The following is an 18,138-nucleotide window of genomic DNA, read 5'->3' as shown; positions in this document are numbered from 1 at the left end:
ATCTAGTCCTGTGCCTCTGCCGCCCAGCAGCCCCTCCGAATCAGGGAGCGCGCGAAGACGATGACGACCTGTTCGAATAGCCTTGCCCGATTCTGCCTTGTTGCGGTCGTGCTGTTATGGCCGGCGTCGGCCGTCGCCCAGCCGGCTGGAGCCATCGAAGGCGCGGTCGTTGACGCGAACGGCAGCCCGTTACCTGGCGTCGTGGTGACGGTGACCGGTCCCGGCGTGCGCGAGGAGCGCGTGACCGGCGGCGACGGCTCCTACGTGGTGGCCGACCTGGCGGCCGGAGACTATGTCGTCGCGGCCATCCTGCCGGGTTTCGACACGGTCGAACTCCCCGTCTCCGTCGAGGCGGGAGCCACGCAAACCGTCCCGGTCGTCCTGCAGGTCGCCCGGCGGCTCGAAACGGTGAGCGTCGTTGCCGAGGAACCCCGGATCTTCGCCCGTAACATCGTCGCCGAGCCAATGATGCTGCAGCAGTCGAACATCACGAGCGTGACGTCGGTCGTGGACAACCTGCCCGGAGTATCGATCCAGGAAGGGGACGCGTACGGGTTCGATGACTGGTCGAGCAACGTTGCGCTGCGCGGTTTCCAGGTGACCATCAGCGAAGCGCAGATCGGCACGACTATCGACGGTTTTCCGAACGGCACGTCCGACTACTTCAGCGGCGCCAAGGCGAACCGGTTCATCGACCCGATGAACCTGGGCGGCGTCGAGGTATCGCAGGGGACCGCGGACATCGCCTCCCGGTCGGTCGAAGCGCTGGGTGGCACCTTCGACTACCAGACGGACGACCCGGCGGCGGAGCGGACCTACACGGCGTCGGCCACGATCGGCGAGAACGCCGGCCAGCGGTTGTCCATGCGGGTCGACAGCGGACCGCTGTTCGGCGGGGAGACGCGCGCCTGGATCGCCGCCGTCCGCCAGGAGTCGACGGACTGGGTGCAGGGTTCCGCGCGGAACGAGCGGGAGCACGTCGCGGCCAAGCTCGTCTCGTCGCACGGACGCCTCGATCTGACGAGCTACCTGTCGTACGACACCATCCATGAGGACACCTACCAGCGGCTTTACAGCGAGGCCGACTTCCGCGCCAACCCCCGCTGGGACCGCCTGATCGGCGACTGGCCGGGCGTGCCGTACCTGAATCAGTTCTACCGGCCCGGCTGGCAGACCCGCCGGAACAACACGTTCGCCTACGTCAAGGCGGATTGGTCTTTCAGCGACGTCACGTCGGTGAACCTGGGCGCCTATTTCCACCGCAACCGGGGCCGGGGCGACTGGTTGCCACCCTATATCGTGGACGTCACGGACGACGGCGGCGGGCCGGAGTCGGAGCTGCTGGGCGGCCTGCCGGTGCAGGGCGGCGCGGAACTCGGACTGATCCGTTTCGTGAATGGCATGGGCGCCGCCGTCGGACCGACCCCCGGCTGCATGTCAACCTACGTCTTCAACTACTACGGCTCGGGCGGTCCGGCCGTAGACCCCGCGTGCCATCCGGGCGCAACGGCAGTGCAGTCGTACCGGCACAGTCACTACGGAAAGGACCGCCTCGGCGTCACCCTGGACGAGGAGTGGTTCGCTTCCGTCGGCGCGGCTGGCAGCACATTGCGCGCCGGTGTGTGGTACGAGGACTCGCGGCGCGACCTCGGCCGGGACTGGCATCGGATATTGGATCCCATCCTCAGCTTCCAGTGGAACGAGCACGCCTACTGGCACCAGTACGAGTGGGACTTCCCGCAACGTGTCTTCAAGTGGTACGTCGAGGAGACGATTTACGCCGGCCCGTTCGCGCTGAGCGGGGGCGTCAAGCAGTTTCTCGTCGGCGTGTCGCGCGAGGATCGGTTCGGGGTCGATCCGGATCTGGCGGTCGACTCCGATTCGGACCTGCTCTTCTCCGGCGGGGTCACGTACGAGACGCCCGTCGATGGCCTCGACCTCTTCGCCGGCTATTCCGAGAACTTCAAGGCGATTAGCGCCACGCTGCTCGAGGTGCCAGGCCGCAGCCTGGACCTCCTCGAGCCGGAGACCGCCTCGAACATCGATGTCGGGCTGCAATATGCAGCGGAGCGGGTGGCGCTGGGCGCGACCTGGTACGACATCGATTTCGAGAACCGGATCTTCTACCTCGGCCCGCAGACGCCCGCCGGTCCCAACTACCTCGTCCCCGGTGGCGGCGCCTACTTCAACGCGGGCGGCATCGATACGAGAGGCGTCGAGTTTTCCGCGACGGTGCAGATGCCGCGTCAGACGTCGTTGTACACGGCCTTCACGTTCAACGACTCGGCATACCTGGGGACCGGCGATCCGCTCGTCGACACGAACCAGGGCATCGTGCCGGGGACCGACGTCACCGGCGTACCGGCCCGCCTCTGGGTCGTCTCGCTCGACCGTAGCGGCCCCGTCGGCGCGGGGTTGACCGCCAAGTACACGTCGTCGCGGCGCGTCAGCCTGCTGGCCGACTGGTACGCGGACGAGTACTGGTTGCTGGATGCCTACGTCAGCTTCTCGGGCGAGGCGTTGAGCGATCTGCTCCGGTCCACCGAGTTCTCGATCGTGGCGAACAACCTGCTCGACAAGGCCTATCTCTCCGCCATCACCGAGAACGCCGCCTGGCTCGGCGCCCCGAGGACCGTTTCGATGACCGCGACGGTCTCGTTCTGATCGGCTGCTCGGTGCTCGTCAGGGGTTCCCGCGTCTACTGGCGCGTGAAGCTCAGCGTCCCGGAATCGACCGCGGGCGGCTGGCAATGCTCGTTGTTCATCCAGCTCCCTTCCAGCGTCGTCTCGTTGAACGTGACCTCCGCCTCGAGCCCGCAGTCCGCGCTGCCGAAGTAGCTCACGAACGCCTCGTTGAAGCGCATGGTTATCGTGGCGCTGGTCCCGTTAACCGTTCCCTCTGCCGGTCCGAACAAGTCGATGTCCGGAGCGCCGAGGAGAATGAGTGGTTGCGGCATCGGCGCCGACCACTCGCCGGTCACGTTGGTGCCCGTCTGCGTCAGCTCCGCCTGGCCATCACCCTGGATCAATGCGCCGTTGAACATTCCTGCCCACGTGCCGGTCAGCGTTACCGCCGGCGTCGGGGCCGTCGGAGTGGAATCGTCGCTGCCGCACGCCGCTGCCAGCAAAGCCAGACAGAGAACGGCCGCGAGACTCGAGTTGCTGTGCTTCAACATCATCAATCCGTTTGCCTTTCTGGTGCCGTTGCGCACCGAATACCGCGCGGAGGACGACATCACCCCGCCAGCCCAAGAATACGACAGGTCATCCGCTCGTGGCGACCCTACCCGGGGCCTCGCCGCTCTCGGTGCTACGCGGCGTTTCACCACGCGCTGCAAGTTCAAACCGATTCTACAGCGGCAACCGGGACCCGCCCGGGCGCCAGGTGTCGCGGGCGGCATGTGGGTTGCCTGCCTCGGGATTCATCGCAGAGTGACTCGGAACGGCTCGGCGAAGGCACGCACGGGCATGTGGGCGGGGCCCCTGCGCCGCCGCACGAGCCACGCTTCGGCCGTCAGCTCGACGTCTCCTTCCGGAAGGCGGCGGAAGCTCACCGTCATGAAATGCTCGCGCGTCCGGCGCTTGGGGTAGGCCGATAGTGGCCACCCATTTCGGGTTCCCACGAAGAACCGTCCGCGACGCCCGCCCTCCGTGAAGTAGTCCACGGGACGCGACGCCCAGCCCAGCGCCTCGGCGTCGGCGGCGGGCGGGAAGTGTGCCGGATCGGCCTTGGCTACGTTCGTGGCGATGCCGTTCAGTCCGGTCAGGTTCGACAGCGGCGACGAGATGATCTCGATCAGTCGCGCGCCGGCGTTGCCGAGGGCGACGCTGGCAATGCGGCCGAAGTGGACGTCGCCGCTCAGCACGACGACGTCGTGGCCGGGGGCGCCGAGGGCGTCGAGCAGCCGCGCATACTGCCGTGGGAAGCTGCGCAGGTTCCGCTCGGCCCTGCTCTCCGTGACGATCAGCGGCTGCGCGATGGCGAGCACGCCCGGGGAGGTACGGCGTCGCGCCCACCGCAGGAGTTTCTCGAAGTCCGCGTCCGGCAGGAATCCTCTTTCCGACCGATGCGATCGCAGATCGGCCAGGCAGACGGTCAACTCGTTCCCTAACGAGAACGACTCGACGACTGGAGAGCGCTGGATGTGGCGAACGCCGTCGCGCGCCGCCCGCCGCCAGATCCGCCGCACACCCGGTACCTTCAGCGCCAGCAGGGTCGGCACCGGAGAATCGACGAACGGGTAGTCGTTCCAGTATTCGTGATCGTCGGGCAGCATCCAGGTGCCGCCCCGGCTGAGGATGCTGCCGAGCGCCTGCCAGTGCAGGGCGTAGTCGTCGGCGATGCGTTCGCGAATCTCGCCAGGGACTAGCGACAGCGAATCGAACCCGATGTCCAGATAGACCTGATCGCCGGCAAGCACCGTCAGGTCGGGCCGGACGGCGGGGTCGCCGCGGTCATGGAGCGCCTTGTAGGCGGCTGCCGCCTGACCGCCGTCGCGGTGGTTGTAGAAGCAGCTTCCCAGGCCGAGGGTGAACGCGCCCTCACCGGCGCGCGGCAGGCGAGACGGCAGCGTGCGGAACCGGCCGGAGCGCAGCCGCTGCCAGTGGCGGGCAAGGCCGATCTTCTGGTTGGCCTCGACTCGGCGCTCGAACTCCAGCCGGTAGTCGTGGCCCGGCGCCAGTCTCCTGAAGGTCGCGACGCAGAAGAAGCGCCGCTTCATCCGGCTGAAGGGGCGCCGCCAGTCCTCGCGGCGAATCACACGCGCCCTCAGGTGTCGGTCCCCGTCCAACAGGCGGATGCGCGCCCGCTCCGGCAGCTTCAGCGTCGGGAAGAGCGTGCCGACCCAAACCTCGACCGACGTCCCGGTGACACGGTGAATGGCGAGCGACCACTGGGCCGTGGAGGTCGGATGGTACACGGGAAGGTCGCGCGGAAACTCGGTGTCGACGGCGCGCGCGGGTTCGCTCCCAGGCTTACCCGCCCCAGTCGTAGCCGACGCGTACGTAGTAGTAGGAGCCGCTGTAGCCCCACGGGGTGTATTCGCTGTACTGCTCGCCGACGGACATCGCGATCGCCGATACCTGCGAGTACGTGTCGAAGATATTCTGGCCGCCGATGGCGAGCGTCGTGCCCTGGCCGATAGGGAAGCTCAGTTCCACGTCGACAATCGGGCTGCCCGCGAAGAAGCCCTGGGGCAAGCCCCCGGAGGGCGTGAAGATCTCGCCATGGCCGCTGTCGTAGTCGTACCAGCCGCTGTAGTAACTGACGCGGCCGAGCAGGTTGGCGGGTCCGATGCGTTGCGTCACCCCGACGTTCCCGCGGGTGCGGGGCAGGGAGTAGGCGTACTCGGCGAGCCGCCGGTCGTCGAGCAGGCCCTTGGCGTTGTCGGTCACCCCGGTGTCCGTGTGGTTGAAGGCGGCGCTAATGATGGTGTTCCCGCGGAGGGCGAGGGGCGTGAAGGTTGCGACGAGGTCCAGCCCCTGTGAACTGGTGGCGAACGCGTTGGTGAAGAACCGGAAGTTCCTGACGCTCTCCGCCGCGTCGAACCCGCCGGCCACGAGGTCCGCGACCTCCGCGTCGCTCAGGTAGAAGTTGCTCGTAATCCCGATCCGATCGGCTACGTCGATGCGGAAGTAATCCGCGGTGAGCGTGAACGAGCCGGTATCGAACACGACGCCGGCGGTGTAGTTGATCGATTGCTCCGGCCCGAGCGGCAGGCCGCCGCGGAGCTGCGCGGCGGCCGAGATCGACGGAATGACGGCGTTGTTGACCAGGTCGCCCACGGTCGGGTCGAACCAGCTCGAGATGTTGAAGCCGTTTTGCTGGCCTGGGGTCGGCGCGCGGAATCCGCTGCTCACACTGCCCCGCACGAAGCCGAACCGGCCGGAAACCTTGCCGTTCGCCGTAGTCCCGAAGTCCTCGAAGTCTTCGACACGGAGCGCCCCGCCCAGCGTCCACGCGCCTTCGGGGTCGGTGACCTCGAGGTCGCCGTAGGCGGCCACGTTGTAGCGGCTCCAGGTGCCCGCCTGGAGTGGACCGTAGCCGAAGAAGCCGTTGGCGCCGGCCATGAAGCGCTGCCGGGCGTAGGGACCGACGAGCCATCCTGCCCGGTTCCCCTCGATGGTCTGGAACTGCTCGTCCCGCCACTCCGCCCCGGCGGCGAGGTTGATCCGGTCCGTGACGGCGACAGACGTATCGAAATGAAGGTTGAGTTCCCGCTGCCGGTTCGTGCCGACGTCGAACGAGGTGGGGGAGGCGGGGCCGAGCGAGCCGTTGACCGTGTTGTTGATGAAGAGGTTGCTCCCGTGCAGGCCGACCGAGCCGCTCAGGTCCCAGTTGAAGCCGCCGGCGGTGGAACCGCGGACGCCGCCGGCGAGCGACGCGTCGGTTGCCGTGCCGCCCATCTGTGGCGTGAATCCGCCAGGGAACATCTCCTGGAACGAGAAGCAGTTCGGATCGTCGAACACGCGTTGCAGCGCCGCCGGGTCAGGCACGTGGTTAGTCACCGCCACGGTCGGGCAGTTGGCCGAGCCCATGCCGTTTGCGGCGAGCACATCCCCGATCAGCAGCGTACGCCCGGCGTCGTTGCTGAATACCCCGAGTCGCGTGTTCGGGTTCCGGAAAAAGAAGCCCTGGGTCACCGTCTTCCGAGCGAAGTTCGTGTGGGCGTAGAACTGCACGCCCGTCGGAAGCGCATGGCCGAAGTTGCCGAACAGCTTCAGGTCGTCGTCGATGTCCGGATCGCCCCAGACCTGGGGATGCTCGGAGCGGACGTGCGTGTTGCCGGCCGCGACGAGGGCAATGGCGTCTCTCCGCAACGCGGCCCGGTCGGTCGGGCTCCTGTTCCCGTACTCCAGGCTCAGGTTGGCGAACCCGCTTCCGCCGACCGGCAGGCCGACATTGCCGGCGAACTGTGCCGATTCGCCATCGCCGGCGCCGTATATTCCAGTGTTGAGCTCGACGGAACCGCCCGACCGGGCGTCCTTGAGCTGGAAGTTCATCACGCCGGCGATGGCGTCGGAGCCGTACTGCGCGGCGGCGCCGTCTCGTAGCACCTCGACCTGGCGGAGCGCAATGGCCGGGATCACGGAGATGTCGGGACCCTGCGAGCCGTAGGCCACGCCGTTGCCGCCGTGCCATTCCAGGACCGACGAGCGGTGCCGGCGCTTGCCATTGATCAGGACCAGCACGTGGTCCGGGGCCAGGTTGCGGAGCATGGCGGGACGGACCACCGTCGAGGCGCCCTGGATGGGCTGCGTGTTGCTATTGAACGATGGGATGACCGTGCGGAGCTGCTGCTTCAGGTCGCCCCCACCCTGTCTGAGGAGATCCGTGGCGGACAGGACGTCCACCGGGACCGCCGACTCGGTAACGCTGCGGGCCTCGGCGCGGGAGCCAACCACGACCGTCTCTTCCCGGAAGCCGGCGAGCAGGGTCTGCATCTCCGCGGGTGACAGTTCCAGGGCCTCGACCTCGGCGGGAGTCATCCCGAGCGCCCGGCTCAGCTCCTCGATCAGCGCGCCCGCCTGTTCGTCCTGTGCGACGCCGGGCCTCGAAGGGGTCGTTTCCGGCGGCGCCGCGCCTGCGGGCGAGGCGAGGGCGGCCCAGGTGGCCAAGAGCAGGGAGAGCGCCAGGATCCGACGGCTGGGAGTGAACAACGAGGTATCCGGTCGGTCGCTATTGTATCCCTGGATTCTCGAACTAGCTGCCGCCGGCATCTTGTTCATGGCCTCCGGGACGTGAACGGATCGCGTGTCCGAAGCTCCGGGAACAGCGAGAAATCGCGATCACGCGTGAGCAGCGCCTCAGCGCCGTGGGCGACGCACAGTGCAGCGACCCGAGCATCGTGGACCACGGGTCCGTGTACTCGCGGCCGCTGAATGAAACCGCTCAACAGGTCGAAGAAGTCGTCCGTCTCGCCCAACAGTCGGCTTGACGGTGATGAGATCCACGCGTCGAGCTGACGCCACGCGCGCTCCACCGTCGTCGCGCTGTCCTTCCAGATGCGGCGGTTGGTGACCACGCTGAGGAACTCGTAGCAGCATGGCCAGGGAACCGCCCACGGATCGCCACCCTCCGCGAGTCGGCGCATGATGGCGCGAGCCGCAACGTGTTCGCGGGATTCCCGGCGGTGCGCATAGACGAGCAGATTGGTATCGACCGCGATCACGGCGTTCCCCGGTTGCCGTAGATCATCTCGCGCAGGTCCTGCCAGGAGAATGCTTCAAGGGGGTCGGGGCTGTCCAAGTCGCCGACGCTCATGTCCGGCAACCGATACCGGGAACGGGCAGCCGGCGCCGACAGCACCAAGCGGAGCCCTTCCTCGACGACCGCGCGCAGTGGATGACCGTTCCGCCTGGCGTAGCGCTTGGCCCGTACGAGAAGCGCGTCCTGTATGTCGATGGTCGTCTTCATGTGCCCATACTACCCATATATGAGAGTATGGGTAAGCCATCCCATCCGGTCTCCGTCGAAATTGATGGCTCGAGAGTAAGCCCATTCTGCCTAGAATGAAGGCTGCAATGAAGGAGGCAGGGCGATGATCCGCGCCCGTGGCCGTCGCCCGCTGGTTGCCGCGGCGTGCCTGCTTGTCGCGCTGGCGGTCACCGCGTGCGCGGGCGGCTCCGGTCCGGGAGTCGCGCGGGCCGGGCAGGCGCTCGCGCCGACCGCGGCCGGCTTTCCCGATGGGCCAATCACGATCATCGCGCCGGCCAATCCGGGCGGCGGCTGGGATCAGACCGCGCGGCAGATCCAGCAGGTCTGGACGGAGGCGGGCATCCTCGGCGTGCCGGTCGAGGTCGTCAACCGCGGCGGGGCAGGTGGCGCCATCGGCCTGGCCGAACTAGTCACGACGCATCGGGACGATGCGCGCACGCTCATGGTCTTCGGCCAAGTGATGCTCGGCGCCCTCCGCACGAACGACAGCCCCGTCTCGGTCGGTGAGACGGTGCCGATCGCGCGGCTCCTGAACGAGTACCAGATGGTGACGGTGCCGGCCGATTCGGACTATGGCACGCTCGGCGAGCTGATGGATGACTTCCGGCGCGACCCCGCGGCGATGGCGTGGGCCGGCGGGTCCGCCGGCGGCATCGACCACATCCTGGCCGGACTCCTCGCCCAGGCGGCCGGGGCGGATCCCCGGCTCGTGAATTACATCGCGTACGCGGGCGGCGGGGAAGCGGCGGCGGCGGTGATGGGCGGACATGTTGCGGCCGGCATCTCGGGTTTCGGCGAGTGGAAGGCCTACGTGGAGTCGGGCCGGATGCGCCCGCTGGCGGTGTCCGCGCCCGAGCGGATCGAAGGCGATGCGACGCCCACCCTGCAAGAAAGCGGTTTCGACGTCGTCGTGTCGAACTGGCGCGGCCTGACGGCGCCGCCCGGCACCGACGAGGAGACGCGCGACTGGCTGATCCGGGCGGCCGAACAGATGCGGATGTCACCCCAGTGGCGGGAGATCCTGCGCGCCAACGATTGGGAAGACAGCTTCCTTCCCGGTGCGGCGTTCGAGGACTTCCTGCGCGAGGAAACCGCCACCGTCGATGCGACGCTCCGCGCCATCGGACTGATCCAATAGGAGACCATGAGCTCCGATCGCCGGCTGGCCGGCATCCTGCTGGTCGCAAGCGCCGGCTACCTGGCGGCGGCCTTCCTGATCGGCGAGCCGGAGGGGGATTACGCTGCGGTCGGTCCACGAGCGTTCCCGGTGGTGATCGGCGTTGCGCTTGCGGCCTGCGCCGTCTGGCTTGCTCTCCGGCGGGGCGCCGCTGCCGCTACGGCCCGGTCCGCCGCGGATCGGAGCGTCCCGGCAGGGGAGGGCGCCTCCGCGGACTGGCGCGCCGCCGCCCCGGCGGCGGTAGCTTTCCTCGCTTATATCGCCCTGCTCGCACCGGTCGGCTACCTACTTGCCACCGCGCTGTTCATCCCGCTGGAAGCGCGCCTCCTCGGCAGCCGGTCGTGGCGCCGCGACCTGATTGCCGGCCTCGTCGTCACGGCGACGATCTACGCCGTCCTCGGGCTGCTGCTCGGTCTCCGGCTGCCGGCCGGCGTTTTCGGCTAGCACCGGCATGGGAGGGTTGACCGAGCTCGGCGGGAACCTTGCGGTCGGCTTCGGCGCCGCCCTCGCGCCGTTCAACCTGCTGCTCGGGGTCATCGGCGTGACGCTGGGGACCGCCGTCGGCGTCCTGCCCGGCGTTGGTCCGGCCCTGGCGATATCCATGCTGCTGCCGATCACGTTCGGCATGGACCCGGTGGGCGCGTTCATCCTGTTCGGCGGCCTCTATTACGGCGCGATGTACGGCGGTTCGACTACCTCCATCCTCGTCCGGATGCCGGGCGAGGCGTCGAGCGTGATGACGACTCTCGACGGCTTCCGGATGACCTGCCAGGGGCGCGGCGGAGCGGCGCTCGCGACGGCCGCCATCGGCTCGTTCATCGCCGGCACGTTCGCCACCCTGATGCTGATGACGACGGCGCCGCTGCTCGTGGAGGTCGCGCTCACGTTCGGGCCGGCCGAGTACTTCGCCCTGATGGTGTTCGCGCTCACGGCGCTCGCCGGCCTGTCGCGGGGATCGCTGGCCCGAGGGCTGGCTGCGGCGCTGATCGGACTGGCGCTCGGCACCGTCGGCATCGACGTGCAGACCGGCCAGGCGCGTTTCACATTCGGGATGGCGGGTTTGCTCGGCGGCGTGAACGTCATCGTCGTCACCGTCGGCCTGTTCGCGGTGGGGGAGGTGTTCTGGTTCGCGGCGACCCGCGTGCGCCGGGCCGGGGCCGACGCGTCCGGGACGGGCCGCTCGGTCGGCGGTCCGGTGCGTCTGACCCGGGCGGAATGGCGCCGCTCCTGGCCGGCCTGGATCCGCGGAACGCTTATCGGCTTCTTCTGCGGCGTGCTTCCGGGCGCCGGCGCCACCGTCGCGAGCTTCCTCGCCTACGATGCCGAGCGCCGCGCGTCGAAGACGCCCGAGGTCTTCGGCGACGGCGCCATCGAGGGGGTGGCGGGCCCGGAGGCGGCCAACAACGCCAGCGCCGGCGGCAGCCTGGTGCCGCTGCTCGCCCTAGGCATACCCGGCTCCGGCACCACCGCCGTCATGCTCGCCGCCTTCCAGATGTACGGCCTTCAGCCGGGGCCGCTCCTCTTCACGCAGGACACGACGCTGGTCTGGGGCCTGATTGCCAGCCTCTACATCTCCAACACGCTGCTGCTCGTCCTGAATCTGCCCCTCATCCGCGTCTGGGTACAGCTTCTCCGCGTGCCGACTCCGCTGCTGTTCGCCGCCGTGCTTGCCTTCGCGACGGTCGGTGTCTACACACTCAACAACAACCTGTTCGATGTCGCGGTGGTCTACGCCATCGGCCTGCTCGCGTGCTTCATGCGACGCTACGGGTTGCCGCTCGCGCCGACGGTGCTGGCCGTCGTGCTCGGGCCACTGCTGGAACAGGAGTTCCGGCGGGCGATGGCGATCGCGGGCGGCGACCCGACCATCTTCATGACACGGCCCGTGTCCGCCGTGCTCCTCGTGCTCGCCGTGCTCGCCGCGTCGGCGCCGATGCTGGCGCGACGGCGACGGGCGGTCCGCTGATGCCGAATCGATCCAGAATCGCGCTGAACCTCGATGGGAAGGAGCAGATGCCATGAGTGACCGTGACCGTTACCTCGCGCGCCCGTTCGCGGCCCTGCCGTTGATCGGCTTTCTCGTGGCGGTGGCAGCGATCGGCGCGGTCGTGCCTCGCGCCCAGGGCGGGATGCCGCCGGCGGACGTCCGCGCAGTTATCGAGGGCACGTGGGAGCTGACCGAGTGGCATGTGGGCGACGTCGTGGTGCGCCCCCCGGAGATGGAGGGCCGCTGGATGGTGTACGACGGGGTCGTGATGGCGATCCGGCACCGCTCCGCGCCGGGCGATTACCACTCGACGGCCGGCTACGGCGAGTACCGCTGGGGTCCGGACACCTGGACGTACGGCTACGAACGCCAGGAGGACTGGCGCGGCCCGACCGCCGAGACGGCCGAGCTGACGGTCAGCGGTTCCATCCCCATCCGTATGCGCGAGCATCGGATCACGCGCGAAGGGGACATGCTGATCCTCGAGAGCGACGCCCTTCGCTGGGAGTACGACATTCCCGGCCGGACGTTCCTGCTGCTTGGCGCCGACCGCCAGCCGATCCGGCGCTACCGGAAGATCGACTAGGCGCGCCCTCGCGGGCTACTGTTTCGCCGCCTCCCGTTCCTCGGCCCGGTGGCCGCCGAGAATCCCTTCCATCGCGATGTTGCCTTCGTGGCAGGCGAACTCAAACACCGCGTCGTCGGTCTTCTTCAGGGCGATCAGCGCAGTCCAGGGGCGCGTCCAGTGGGTGGGATCGGTGAAGGTCAGCTCCCAGTTGAGGGTGTCGGGGCTCGCGCGGGTGAAACGCTCCACCAGGTGGAAGTTCTCGGCCGAGCCCATGAAGTTGCTTTTCTCCGAGTAGTTCGTCGTTTCGACGACCAGCGTGTCGCCGTCCCAATGCGCGCGCGAGTCACCCATCCACTGCCGAATCCGGTCGTCGAGATGCGGCTGTCCGTGGATGGGGATGATCCGGACGTCATGAATCAACTCCTTCAGCACCGCCAGATGATTGGGTGTCTGCACGAACTGGAAGTAGCTGTTGTAGCCGGCCCGGATCCGGGGCACGCCGTAGGTGATGCAACGGTCGGAGTTGTTGCGGTCGGTGTACGAGTCGGCCGGATGCGCGCGCCGATACGCGCGAGCCTCCTCCGTCCTTGCCTGGGCGGCGTCGGTGAGCGCCGGAACCCGTCCGTCCGGTGGATCGACGATGAGTGACGTGCGGTTCTCGAAGTCGCGGTCGACCAGCCAGAACTGGTTGTAGTTACCGGTACCGGTGTCGGACGAGGTGAACCCCTGGCTTTCCGCCAGGGCCGCGTTGAATACGCTGTCTCCGAACGCCGCATCGGTCTCGCCGTTGAACAGCTCTCGCGCGTGCTGCGTCAGCGAGGCAACCTCCTCGTCGCTCAGCTCGCCGCGGTCGGCGAGGGCTTCGGGCCGCTCCAGCGGGGTTGCGGCGTTGTTCGCCCATACCCCCTGGAGGTCGGGGCGTCCGTCGGGCGTCCGCGGTACCTCCCACTCGGCCGCGTCGGCCGATCCGTCCTGAGCAACCACCGGCGCCGCGCCCATCAGGACAGCGCACGCCGCCAACGCCACGATTGACACTTGGTGCTTCATCTCGTCCTCCCGGACTTGCTCCCTTAGTGCAGTACGCATCTTAACCCCGTGACGCTAGCCCACGTGACGCGTTGGGGTGGTGGCAGCGGGCGCTGTGACCTCAACGGGGTTACGCGCGCTTCCCGCGTTGCTGCAGAGCCCACTCGGCGAGCCGGACGACCTTGGGATCCTGCTCGGTCGCCATGACCTTCCGCAGGATGCGGGCGACTCGACGTTCCGGCGCCTGGAGCAGGAGCATCAGCACGGCGACGCGCCGGACCCGGACGGACGGATCGTGCACCGCGCTGTAGGCAAACTGGGGAACGCTATCGATCCCTCGCCCGCTGCCGTTGCCCTGCCGGGCGGCGAGGCCGAGTGACAGGATGGCCATCTTGCGCACTTTCTTTTTTGGGTCGCGCGTCAGGAGGGTCAAGCGCCGCAACGACTCCGCGTCGGCGAGTTGGCCGAGCGCCCATGCGCACCCGCGCCGAATGCGCCAGTTGGAGTGGCTCATGCCGGCATGGACGGCCGGGATAGCTTCGGCGCCCCCGCCCGCCAGCTCCATGGCGGGCGGGTAGAAGTCGTTGCCGTCGAGACTGGCGACCAGTGCTTCGTAGCGGGAACTCATTGGGGCGAGCCGTCCTCAAAGGAAAAGCCCATGCCTGCCAGACGTCTTCCGGCGCTCGAAGAGCACTCCGGAGTCCCCCGTGACAGACACGGACGCTTTCATCGTATTCCCCTCACGGGCACCGGGCAAGCAGGATCCAAGCAAAGTGTGTTGATTCTCTCTGCATACTGATGATTCCCTGTGTGATGCTATGATGCATTCATGCGAACGACACTTGCCATTTCGGATGACATCCTGCGGGAACTCAAGGCGCGGGCACACGAGACAGGCAGGTCGTTGACGCGTGTAGCAAACGACACGCTTCGGGCGGGACTGGATGCACGGGCCGGGCTCTCCCGCCGCCGCCGGCGCTACCGCGAGGAAGTCGCCGATCTGGGCGTACCTCGGGTGAACCTCGATCGCGCCCTCACGATTGCCGCCCAACTTGAGGATGAAGAGACCCTTCGCAAGATCGAGCAACGCAAGTGACAGTCGTCGATCTCAACGTCGTCCTCTACGCGATCAACACAGCGGCTGTTCGTCACGCGGAGGCTCGCACGTGGTGGGAATCCGCGCTGAACGGCGATGAGCCGGTCGGTCTCACGTGGTCGGTGGTCACCGGGTTCCTGCGCCTCAGCACGCACCCGTCCGTACTTCCACGACCACTGACTGTCGAGCAGGCATGTCAGCGGGTCAACAAGTGGCTTGGCCAGCCGACGGTTCGACTGGTGCGCGAGACCGACGAGCACTGGCGCCATCTGGAGCAGCTACTCCTGGAAACGGGGACCGGAGGGAATCTGACATCCGACGCTCATCTTGCTGCGTTAGCCGTTTCTCACGGCGCCACGCTCGTCTCTTTCGACCACGACTTTGCGAGGTTCGCAAACCTGCGCTGGGTCAATCCCGGGCGACAGGGCCCGCAGTGACCGGATCGCTAATCTGACGGCGTCTTGCGCGATCACGCGACAAGGCAGTCGAGGCTACCTGCAAGGGTCCGTTTATGGTCCCGCAGTTTCCTCCGCGCCCGGATTGTCTCCCGGCCGCCACGCGACCCCAATCACATAGGGCAGGTCCAGCCGTTCGCCGCCCCAGTTGGGAATTGACGTATTGGCGTCGATCGCGATGCCGTCCTCGGCAAGCTTCGCGTCCGTCGGCGCAAGCGGCGCACCCGACCAACTGGGAGGCGCGGGCGCCATTTCCAGCGGCTGGCCGTTCGGCTGCGTGAAGCGCGGCTGACCCTCCGCGTCAAGGGTCAGGCCGAATCCCTCCTCGTGGACTGCCCGATGGTGGCGGCGGCACAGCAGAACCAGGTTGTCCAGCTTCGTTGTACCGCCATCCGCCCAGTGCTTGACGTGATGAGCGTCGCAGCGCCGCGCCTCACAGCCGGGGAAGCGGCAGTGCTGGTCCCGTGACTCCTGGGCCCGGCGCAACGCAGGGGAGACCGTCCGCGTCTTGCGTCCAACATCAAGAACATTGCCCTTGGCGTCATGGCGCATCACCACCTTGCCGGCATCGCAGGCAACACGCCGGGACGTTTCCGCGGAAACGCGGATCCCGCCCGCTTCCTCCAGGGCAGCCTGCCCGGCACTCGCCAACCCTTTGCCCGAGTTGTTCTCGCTCGGACCGTCGGTCGCCCCGGACGTTTCCGCGGAAACGTCGTCCCGCAATGTCTCCGGGTCGACGTGCACGACCACCTGGTAGCGGTCGCCCGCCGTCCCCGTGTCCAGCTTCGCGGCAAGCGCGCTCTCCGCAATCAGCCCCAGCGCATCCCCCCGCCGGCAGGCCGGCGATTCCTTCTCCACGTTCTTCGGCTCCGCGTCCTTCGCTTCCTGGTAGAGCTGCTCGGACGCCGCCTCGATGGCCCGTCGCACCACCGCGCCCAACTCCGGCGTCAACAACGCCCGGACGACGAACATGCCGTCGACATCCGGATAGATGCTGAGCTCCTGGTTCCGCCGCCGCTTCGCGTCCTCCCGCCCCTCCTGCTGGCGGTCGCACAGCCGCCACGCCCGGGCGATGCGCTCGAGGTCGGCCGCCGTCGACTGGCGGGCGAGATGCAGCAGGCGGTCCTCGGTCGCCGCCGTCGCGACCCGGGTGATGGCGCGCACCTTCGAGTAAGAGATCTGGCCCCGCCGCAGCGCGTCGGAGGTCTTCGGCAGGTCGGCCAGGGCATGCGCCACCCGCACGTACTCCCGCGCGGTGCCGGGGGCCAGGTTGGCCCGCCAGCTCAGCCACTGGGGGTAGGACGTGGCGCCCGACCAGCCTCCCAGCTCGTCGAAGCGGCGGATACGGACCAGCAGCTCGTAGATGGCGGCGTCGATGCGGGCGGAGAGCTCGGCGATCTCGTTCTCGAGGCGGTTGCGCTCTTCGCGGTTCCGGCGGAGCTCGTCGGGAGACGGAATCGGGGCCTTGTCGGACGTCGTGGAAGTGTTCATACCTCCAGTGTAAACCACTGTATTTAGACCGTTTAGCTTCGACTGTGGCGGTCGCGCCGAGGCCCAGATGAACCTGCCGTCGCGATTCGCGGCCGCGTCGCTCTACGGCGCTGTCAGGCCGCTGGAACGACGTGTTTACCCGTCGGTTGGGGAGTTCCGGAGGGGCCTAGGGAAAAACGTGTCAAGCAGAATCTTGGCGCGGGTTCGCCGCCAGTTCCGTTCGGCGTGGCCGGCTCGGCGCCCGCCCCGCTGTCGGCGCTACCGCGAGGAGCTTGCCGATCTCGGTGTGTTTCGGGTCAACCTCGATCGCGCCCTGAGTGTTGCCGCGGAACTGGAAGACGAGGAGACTCTCTCACCGCGGGGAGAAGGAGTCTTCGGCGCCGAGTGAACGCAGCAGTGCCTCGGTGACCGGCGTCGCCTCACGGTTGCCGCCTCCGCGCATCACGATGGCGAGCGGCGTCTGGCCGCGATAGTTGGCGGCGTTCAGCCCGGCGCCGTGTTCGGCAAGCAGCTCGACCACGCGCGGGAAGCCCTTGTCGGCGACATGGTGGAGGGCCGTGTTGCCGGTTTCGTCGACGGCGTTGACGTCGGCGCCCGCCTCCAGGGCCACCCGCACCGCGTCCAGCGTTCCTGCCTCGTCGATATGCTCCGCCTGGAACGCGAAGTCGCGCGCGAGGGCGCGCTCGCGGCGATCCCAGACGCCGTAGCGCCAGCTCGCGCCGGAGGCGAGCATCAACGGGGTCCAGCCGTTGCGGAGGGGGAGGACGCCGTCGGCGCCCGCGGAGAGGAGGGCGCGCATGAGATCCGCCTCCGCGAACTTGGCGGCGAGTGCGAACGGCGTGGCGCCGAGCAGGTGGTCGCCAATCATAAGCACCTGGCCGTTGCGCGTGACCCGGGTCGCCACGGTTACCTGGGCGTCGGGCCGCGCGCCGGCCTCGAGCAGCGCCTCGAGCATCGCGAGGTCGCCCTGCAGCACGGCGGCGTGGAGGGCGGTGTAACCCGCCGCCGCGGCGTTCGGGTTGGCGCCTTCGGCCAGGAGGAACTCGACGAGCGCGCGGTGGCCGCTGTGGGCGGCCAGGACGAGGGCGCTCCGGCCGTCCGGCGCGGTGTCGTTGACGCGGGCGCCAGCGGCGAGTAGCAGGCGCGCCGATTCGACGTCGCCGTGGCGCGCCGCGAAGAGGAACGCGGTGTAGCCGCCGGCGTCGGTTTCCTCGGCGTCGGTGCCATAGCTCCGGCCCAGCTCGCCGTACTTCAGGTTGGACTGGAGGCGCCGGCTGATGACGAAGCGGCGCACGCGCGACCGGTGGTTGAGGTCGGCGCCGTGGTCGAGGAGCACGCGGACGACATCCGGGTGGCGCTGAGCCACCGCCCACATCAGCGCCGTCTGGTCTTCCTCCGACTCGGCGGCGTCAACGTCGGCCCCGTGGGACAGCAGCGCGGCCACCGCCTCGGCGCTGCCGGTGCGCGCGCACTCCATCAGCGCCGTCGCGCCGGTCGTGACGGCGGCGCTGGCGTCGGCGCCCGCCTCCAGCAGCAGCTCCACCATGGCTGCGTTGGCGTTCCCGCAGGCGAGGGTGAGCGGGACCACGCCGAGCTCGTTCGCCGCGGCGGCATCGGCGCCGGCGTCGATCAGCCGGCGGGCCGTCTCCAGATCGTCCAGGTAGGCCGCCCAGTGCAGGGCGGTCGCGCCGTCCGTCTGCCTCGCGTTGACGTCGGCGGAAGCGGCCAGCAGGCGCTCGACTGCCTCGCCGTCCTGCAGCCGCACCGCATCTAGCAGACTCTCGTCTAGTGTCTGGGCCGTCGCCGGGGCGACGCTTGCCGCCAGCAGCCAGCCGACTGCCGACAGCATTCCGAGGTGGCGGCGGGGCACCCGGCGGTCCATCTCGGTTGGTCCCCTACTCC

The 18,138-nt window shown here is 68.4% G+C and carries 15 protein-coding genes and 1 pseudogene; 7 read left to right on the top strand and 9 right to left on the bottom strand.

Annotated elements, in window-relative coordinates; genetic code table 11:
• Positions 1-60: 60 nt before the first annotated feature.
• Complete coding sequence (locus tag F4Y45_13575; protein MXY25531.1) at positions 61-2,664, top strand: TonB-dependent receptor; 2,604 nt, start codon at positions 61-63, stop codon at positions 2,662-2,664.
• A 34-nt stretch (positions 2,665-2,698) separates the two neighbouring features.
• Here F4Y45_13575 and F4Y45_13570 read toward each other — a convergent pair whose 3' ends face one another.
• The 5 genes from F4Y45_13570 to F4Y45_13550 form a co-directional block, all read right to left on the bottom strand.
• Positions 2,699-3,178 (bottom strand): hypothetical protein, encoded by a 480-nt coding sequence (locus F4Y45_13570; GenBank protein MXY25530.1) that lies wholly within the window; start codon positions 3,176-3,178, stop codon positions 2,699-2,701.
• Positions 3,179-3,421: 243 nt separating this feature from the next.
• Complete coding sequence (locus tag F4Y45_13565; GenBank protein MXY25529.1) at positions 3,422-4,918, bottom strand: hypothetical protein; 1,497 nt, start codon at positions 4,916-4,918, stop codon at positions 3,422-3,424.
• Positions 4,919-4,973: 55 nt separating this feature from the next.
• Positions 4,974-7,658, bottom strand: a complete 2,685-nt coding sequence (locus tag F4Y45_13560; GenBank protein MXY25528.1) for a TonB-dependent receptor — start codon at positions 7,656-7,658, stop codon at positions 4,974-4,976.
• Between the two features lie 65 nt (positions 7,659-7,723).
• A complete protein-coding gene (locus F4Y45_13555) occupies positions 7,724-8,170 on the bottom strand; it encodes a PIN domain-containing protein (protein MXY25527.1) in 447 nt (148 codons plus the stop codon).
• Positions 8,167-8,415, bottom strand: coding sequence for a DUF2191 domain-containing protein (locus F4Y45_13550; protein ID MXY25526.1), 249 nt, complete (start codon positions 8,413-8,415; stop codon positions 8,167-8,169). The genes F4Y45_13555 and F4Y45_13550 overlap by 4 nt, the downstream gene beginning before the upstream one ends.
• Before the next feature lie 124 nt (positions 8,416-8,539).
• Between F4Y45_13550 and F4Y45_13545 the strand changes: the two genes are divergently transcribed.
• Genes F4Y45_13545 through F4Y45_13530 form a run of 4 tightly spaced genes read left to right on the top strand, consistent with a single transcriptional unit; the run spans position 8,540 to position 12,186 of the window.
• Entirely contained in the window at positions 8,540-9,574 is a 1,035-nt protein-coding gene (locus tag F4Y45_13545) for a tripartite tricarboxylate transporter substrate binding protein (GenBank protein MXY25525.1), read from the top strand.
• Between the two features lie 6 nt (positions 9,575-9,580).
• A complete protein-coding gene (locus F4Y45_13540) occupies positions 9,581-10,057 on the top strand; it encodes a tripartite tricarboxylate transporter TctB family protein (protein MXY25524.1) in 477 nt (158 codons plus the stop codon).
• 7 nt (positions 10,058-10,064) lie between these two features.
• Positions 10,065-11,579 (top strand): tripartite tricarboxylate transporter permease, encoded by a 1,515-nt coding sequence (locus tag F4Y45_13535; GenBank protein ID MXY25523.1) that lies wholly within the window; start codon positions 10,065-10,067, stop codon positions 11,577-11,579.
• A 52-nt stretch (positions 11,580-11,631) separates the two neighbouring features.
• On the top strand, positions 11,632-12,186 hold the full coding sequence (locus F4Y45_13530; protein ID MXY25522.1) for a hypothetical protein: 555 nt from the start codon (positions 11,632-11,634) through the stop codon (positions 12,184-12,186).
• Between the two features lie 15 nt (positions 12,187-12,201).
• Here F4Y45_13530 and F4Y45_13525 read toward each other — a convergent pair whose 3' ends face one another.
• Positions 12,202-13,215 (bottom strand): hypothetical protein, encoded by a 1,014-nt coding sequence (locus F4Y45_13525; GenBank protein MXY25521.1) that lies wholly within the window; start codon positions 13,213-13,215, stop codon positions 12,202-12,204.
• Between the two features lie 109 nt (positions 13,216-13,324).
• Positions 13,325-13,822 (bottom strand): HEAT repeat domain-containing protein, encoded by a 498-nt coding sequence (locus F4Y45_13520; protein ID MXY25520.1) that lies wholly within the window; start codon positions 13,820-13,822, stop codon positions 13,325-13,327.
• Positions 13,823-14,188: 366 nt separating this feature from the next.
• Here F4Y45_13520 and F4Y45_13515 point away from each other — a divergent pair.
• Together F4Y45_13515 and F4Y45_13510 are read left to right on the top strand one after the other, a co-directional pair.
• A pseudogene (locus F4Y45_13515) lies at positions 14,189-14,290 on the top strand (antitoxin).
• Positions 14,287-14,727, top strand: coding sequence for a type II toxin-antitoxin system VapC family toxin (locus F4Y45_13510; protein ID MXY25519.1), 441 nt, complete (start codon positions 14,287-14,289; stop codon positions 14,725-14,727). The pseudogene F4Y45_13515 and the gene F4Y45_13510 overlap by 4 nt, the downstream one beginning before the upstream one ends.
• Positions 14,728-14,799: 72 nt before the next feature.
• Here the strand turns inward: F4Y45_13510 and F4Y45_13505 are convergent, their stop codons facing one another.
• Both F4Y45_13505 and F4Y45_13500 read right to left on the bottom strand, forming a co-directional pair.
• Positions 14,800-16,236, bottom strand: coding sequence for a DUF222 domain-containing protein (locus F4Y45_13505; GenBank protein ID MXY25518.1), 1,437 nt, complete (start codon positions 16,234-16,236; stop codon positions 14,800-14,802).
• Between the two features lie 352 nt (positions 16,237-16,588).
• On the bottom strand, positions 16,589-18,118 hold the full coding sequence (locus F4Y45_13500; GenBank protein ID MXY25517.1) for a hypothetical protein: 1,530 nt from the start codon (positions 18,116-18,118) through the stop codon (positions 16,589-16,591).
• Between the last annotated feature and the right edge of the window lie 20 nt (positions 18,119-18,138).

The organism is Acidobacteriota bacterium, assembly GCA_009838525.1.
GTDB lineage: Bacteria > Acidobacteriota > Vicinamibacteria > Vicinamibacterales > UBA8438 > VXRJ01.
The sequence above is the reverse complement of the archived record's forward strand: the minus strand, read 5'-3'. Positions and strand labels throughout refer to the sequence as shown.

What these genes read in the sequence shown, in the direction of transcription:
- F4Y45_13575 (MXY25531.1), top strand. Translation starts at nt 61, where the DNA reads ATGACGACCTGTTCGAATAGCCTTGCCCGATTCTGCCTTGTTGCGGTC.
- F4Y45_13570 (MXY25530.1), bottom strand. Translation starts at nt 3,178, where the DNA reads ATGATGTTGAAGCACAGCAACTCGAGTCTCGCGGCCGTTCTCTGTCTG.
- F4Y45_13550 (MXY25526.1), bottom strand. Translation starts at nt 8,415, where the DNA reads ATGAAGACGACCATCGACATACAGGACGCGCTTCTCGTACGGGCCAAG.
- F4Y45_13545 (MXY25525.1), top strand. Translation starts at nt 8,540, where the DNA reads ATGATCCGCGCCCGTGGCCGTCGCCCGCTGGTTGCCGCGGCGTGCCTG.
- F4Y45_13540 (MXY25524.1), top strand. Translation starts at nt 9,581, where the DNA reads ATGAGCTCCGATCGCCGGCTGGCCGGCATCCTGCTGGTCGCAAGCGCC.
- F4Y45_13535 (MXY25523.1), top strand. Translation starts at nt 10,065, where the DNA reads ATGGGAGGGTTGACCGAGCTCGGCGGGAACCTTGCGGTCGGCTTCGGC.
- F4Y45_13530 (MXY25522.1), top strand. Translation starts at nt 11,632, where the DNA reads ATGAGTGACCGTGACCGTTACCTCGCGCGCCCGTTCGCGGCCCTGCCG.
- F4Y45_13525 (MXY25521.1), bottom strand. Translation starts at nt 13,215, where the DNA reads ATGAAGCACCAAGTGTCAATCGTGGCGTTGGCGGCGTGCGCTGTCCTG.
- F4Y45_13520 (MXY25520.1), bottom strand. Translation starts at nt 13,822, where the DNA reads ATGAGTTCCCGCTACGAAGCACTGGTCGCCAGTCTCGACGGCAACGAC.
- F4Y45_13505 (MXY25518.1), bottom strand. Translation starts at nt 16,236, where the DNA reads ATGAACACTTCCACGACGTCCGACAAGGCCCCGATTCCGTCTCCCGAC.
- F4Y45_13500 (MXY25517.1), bottom strand. Translation starts at nt 18,118, where the DNA reads ATGGACCGCCGGGTGCCCCGCCGCCACCTCGGAATGCTGTCGGCAGTC.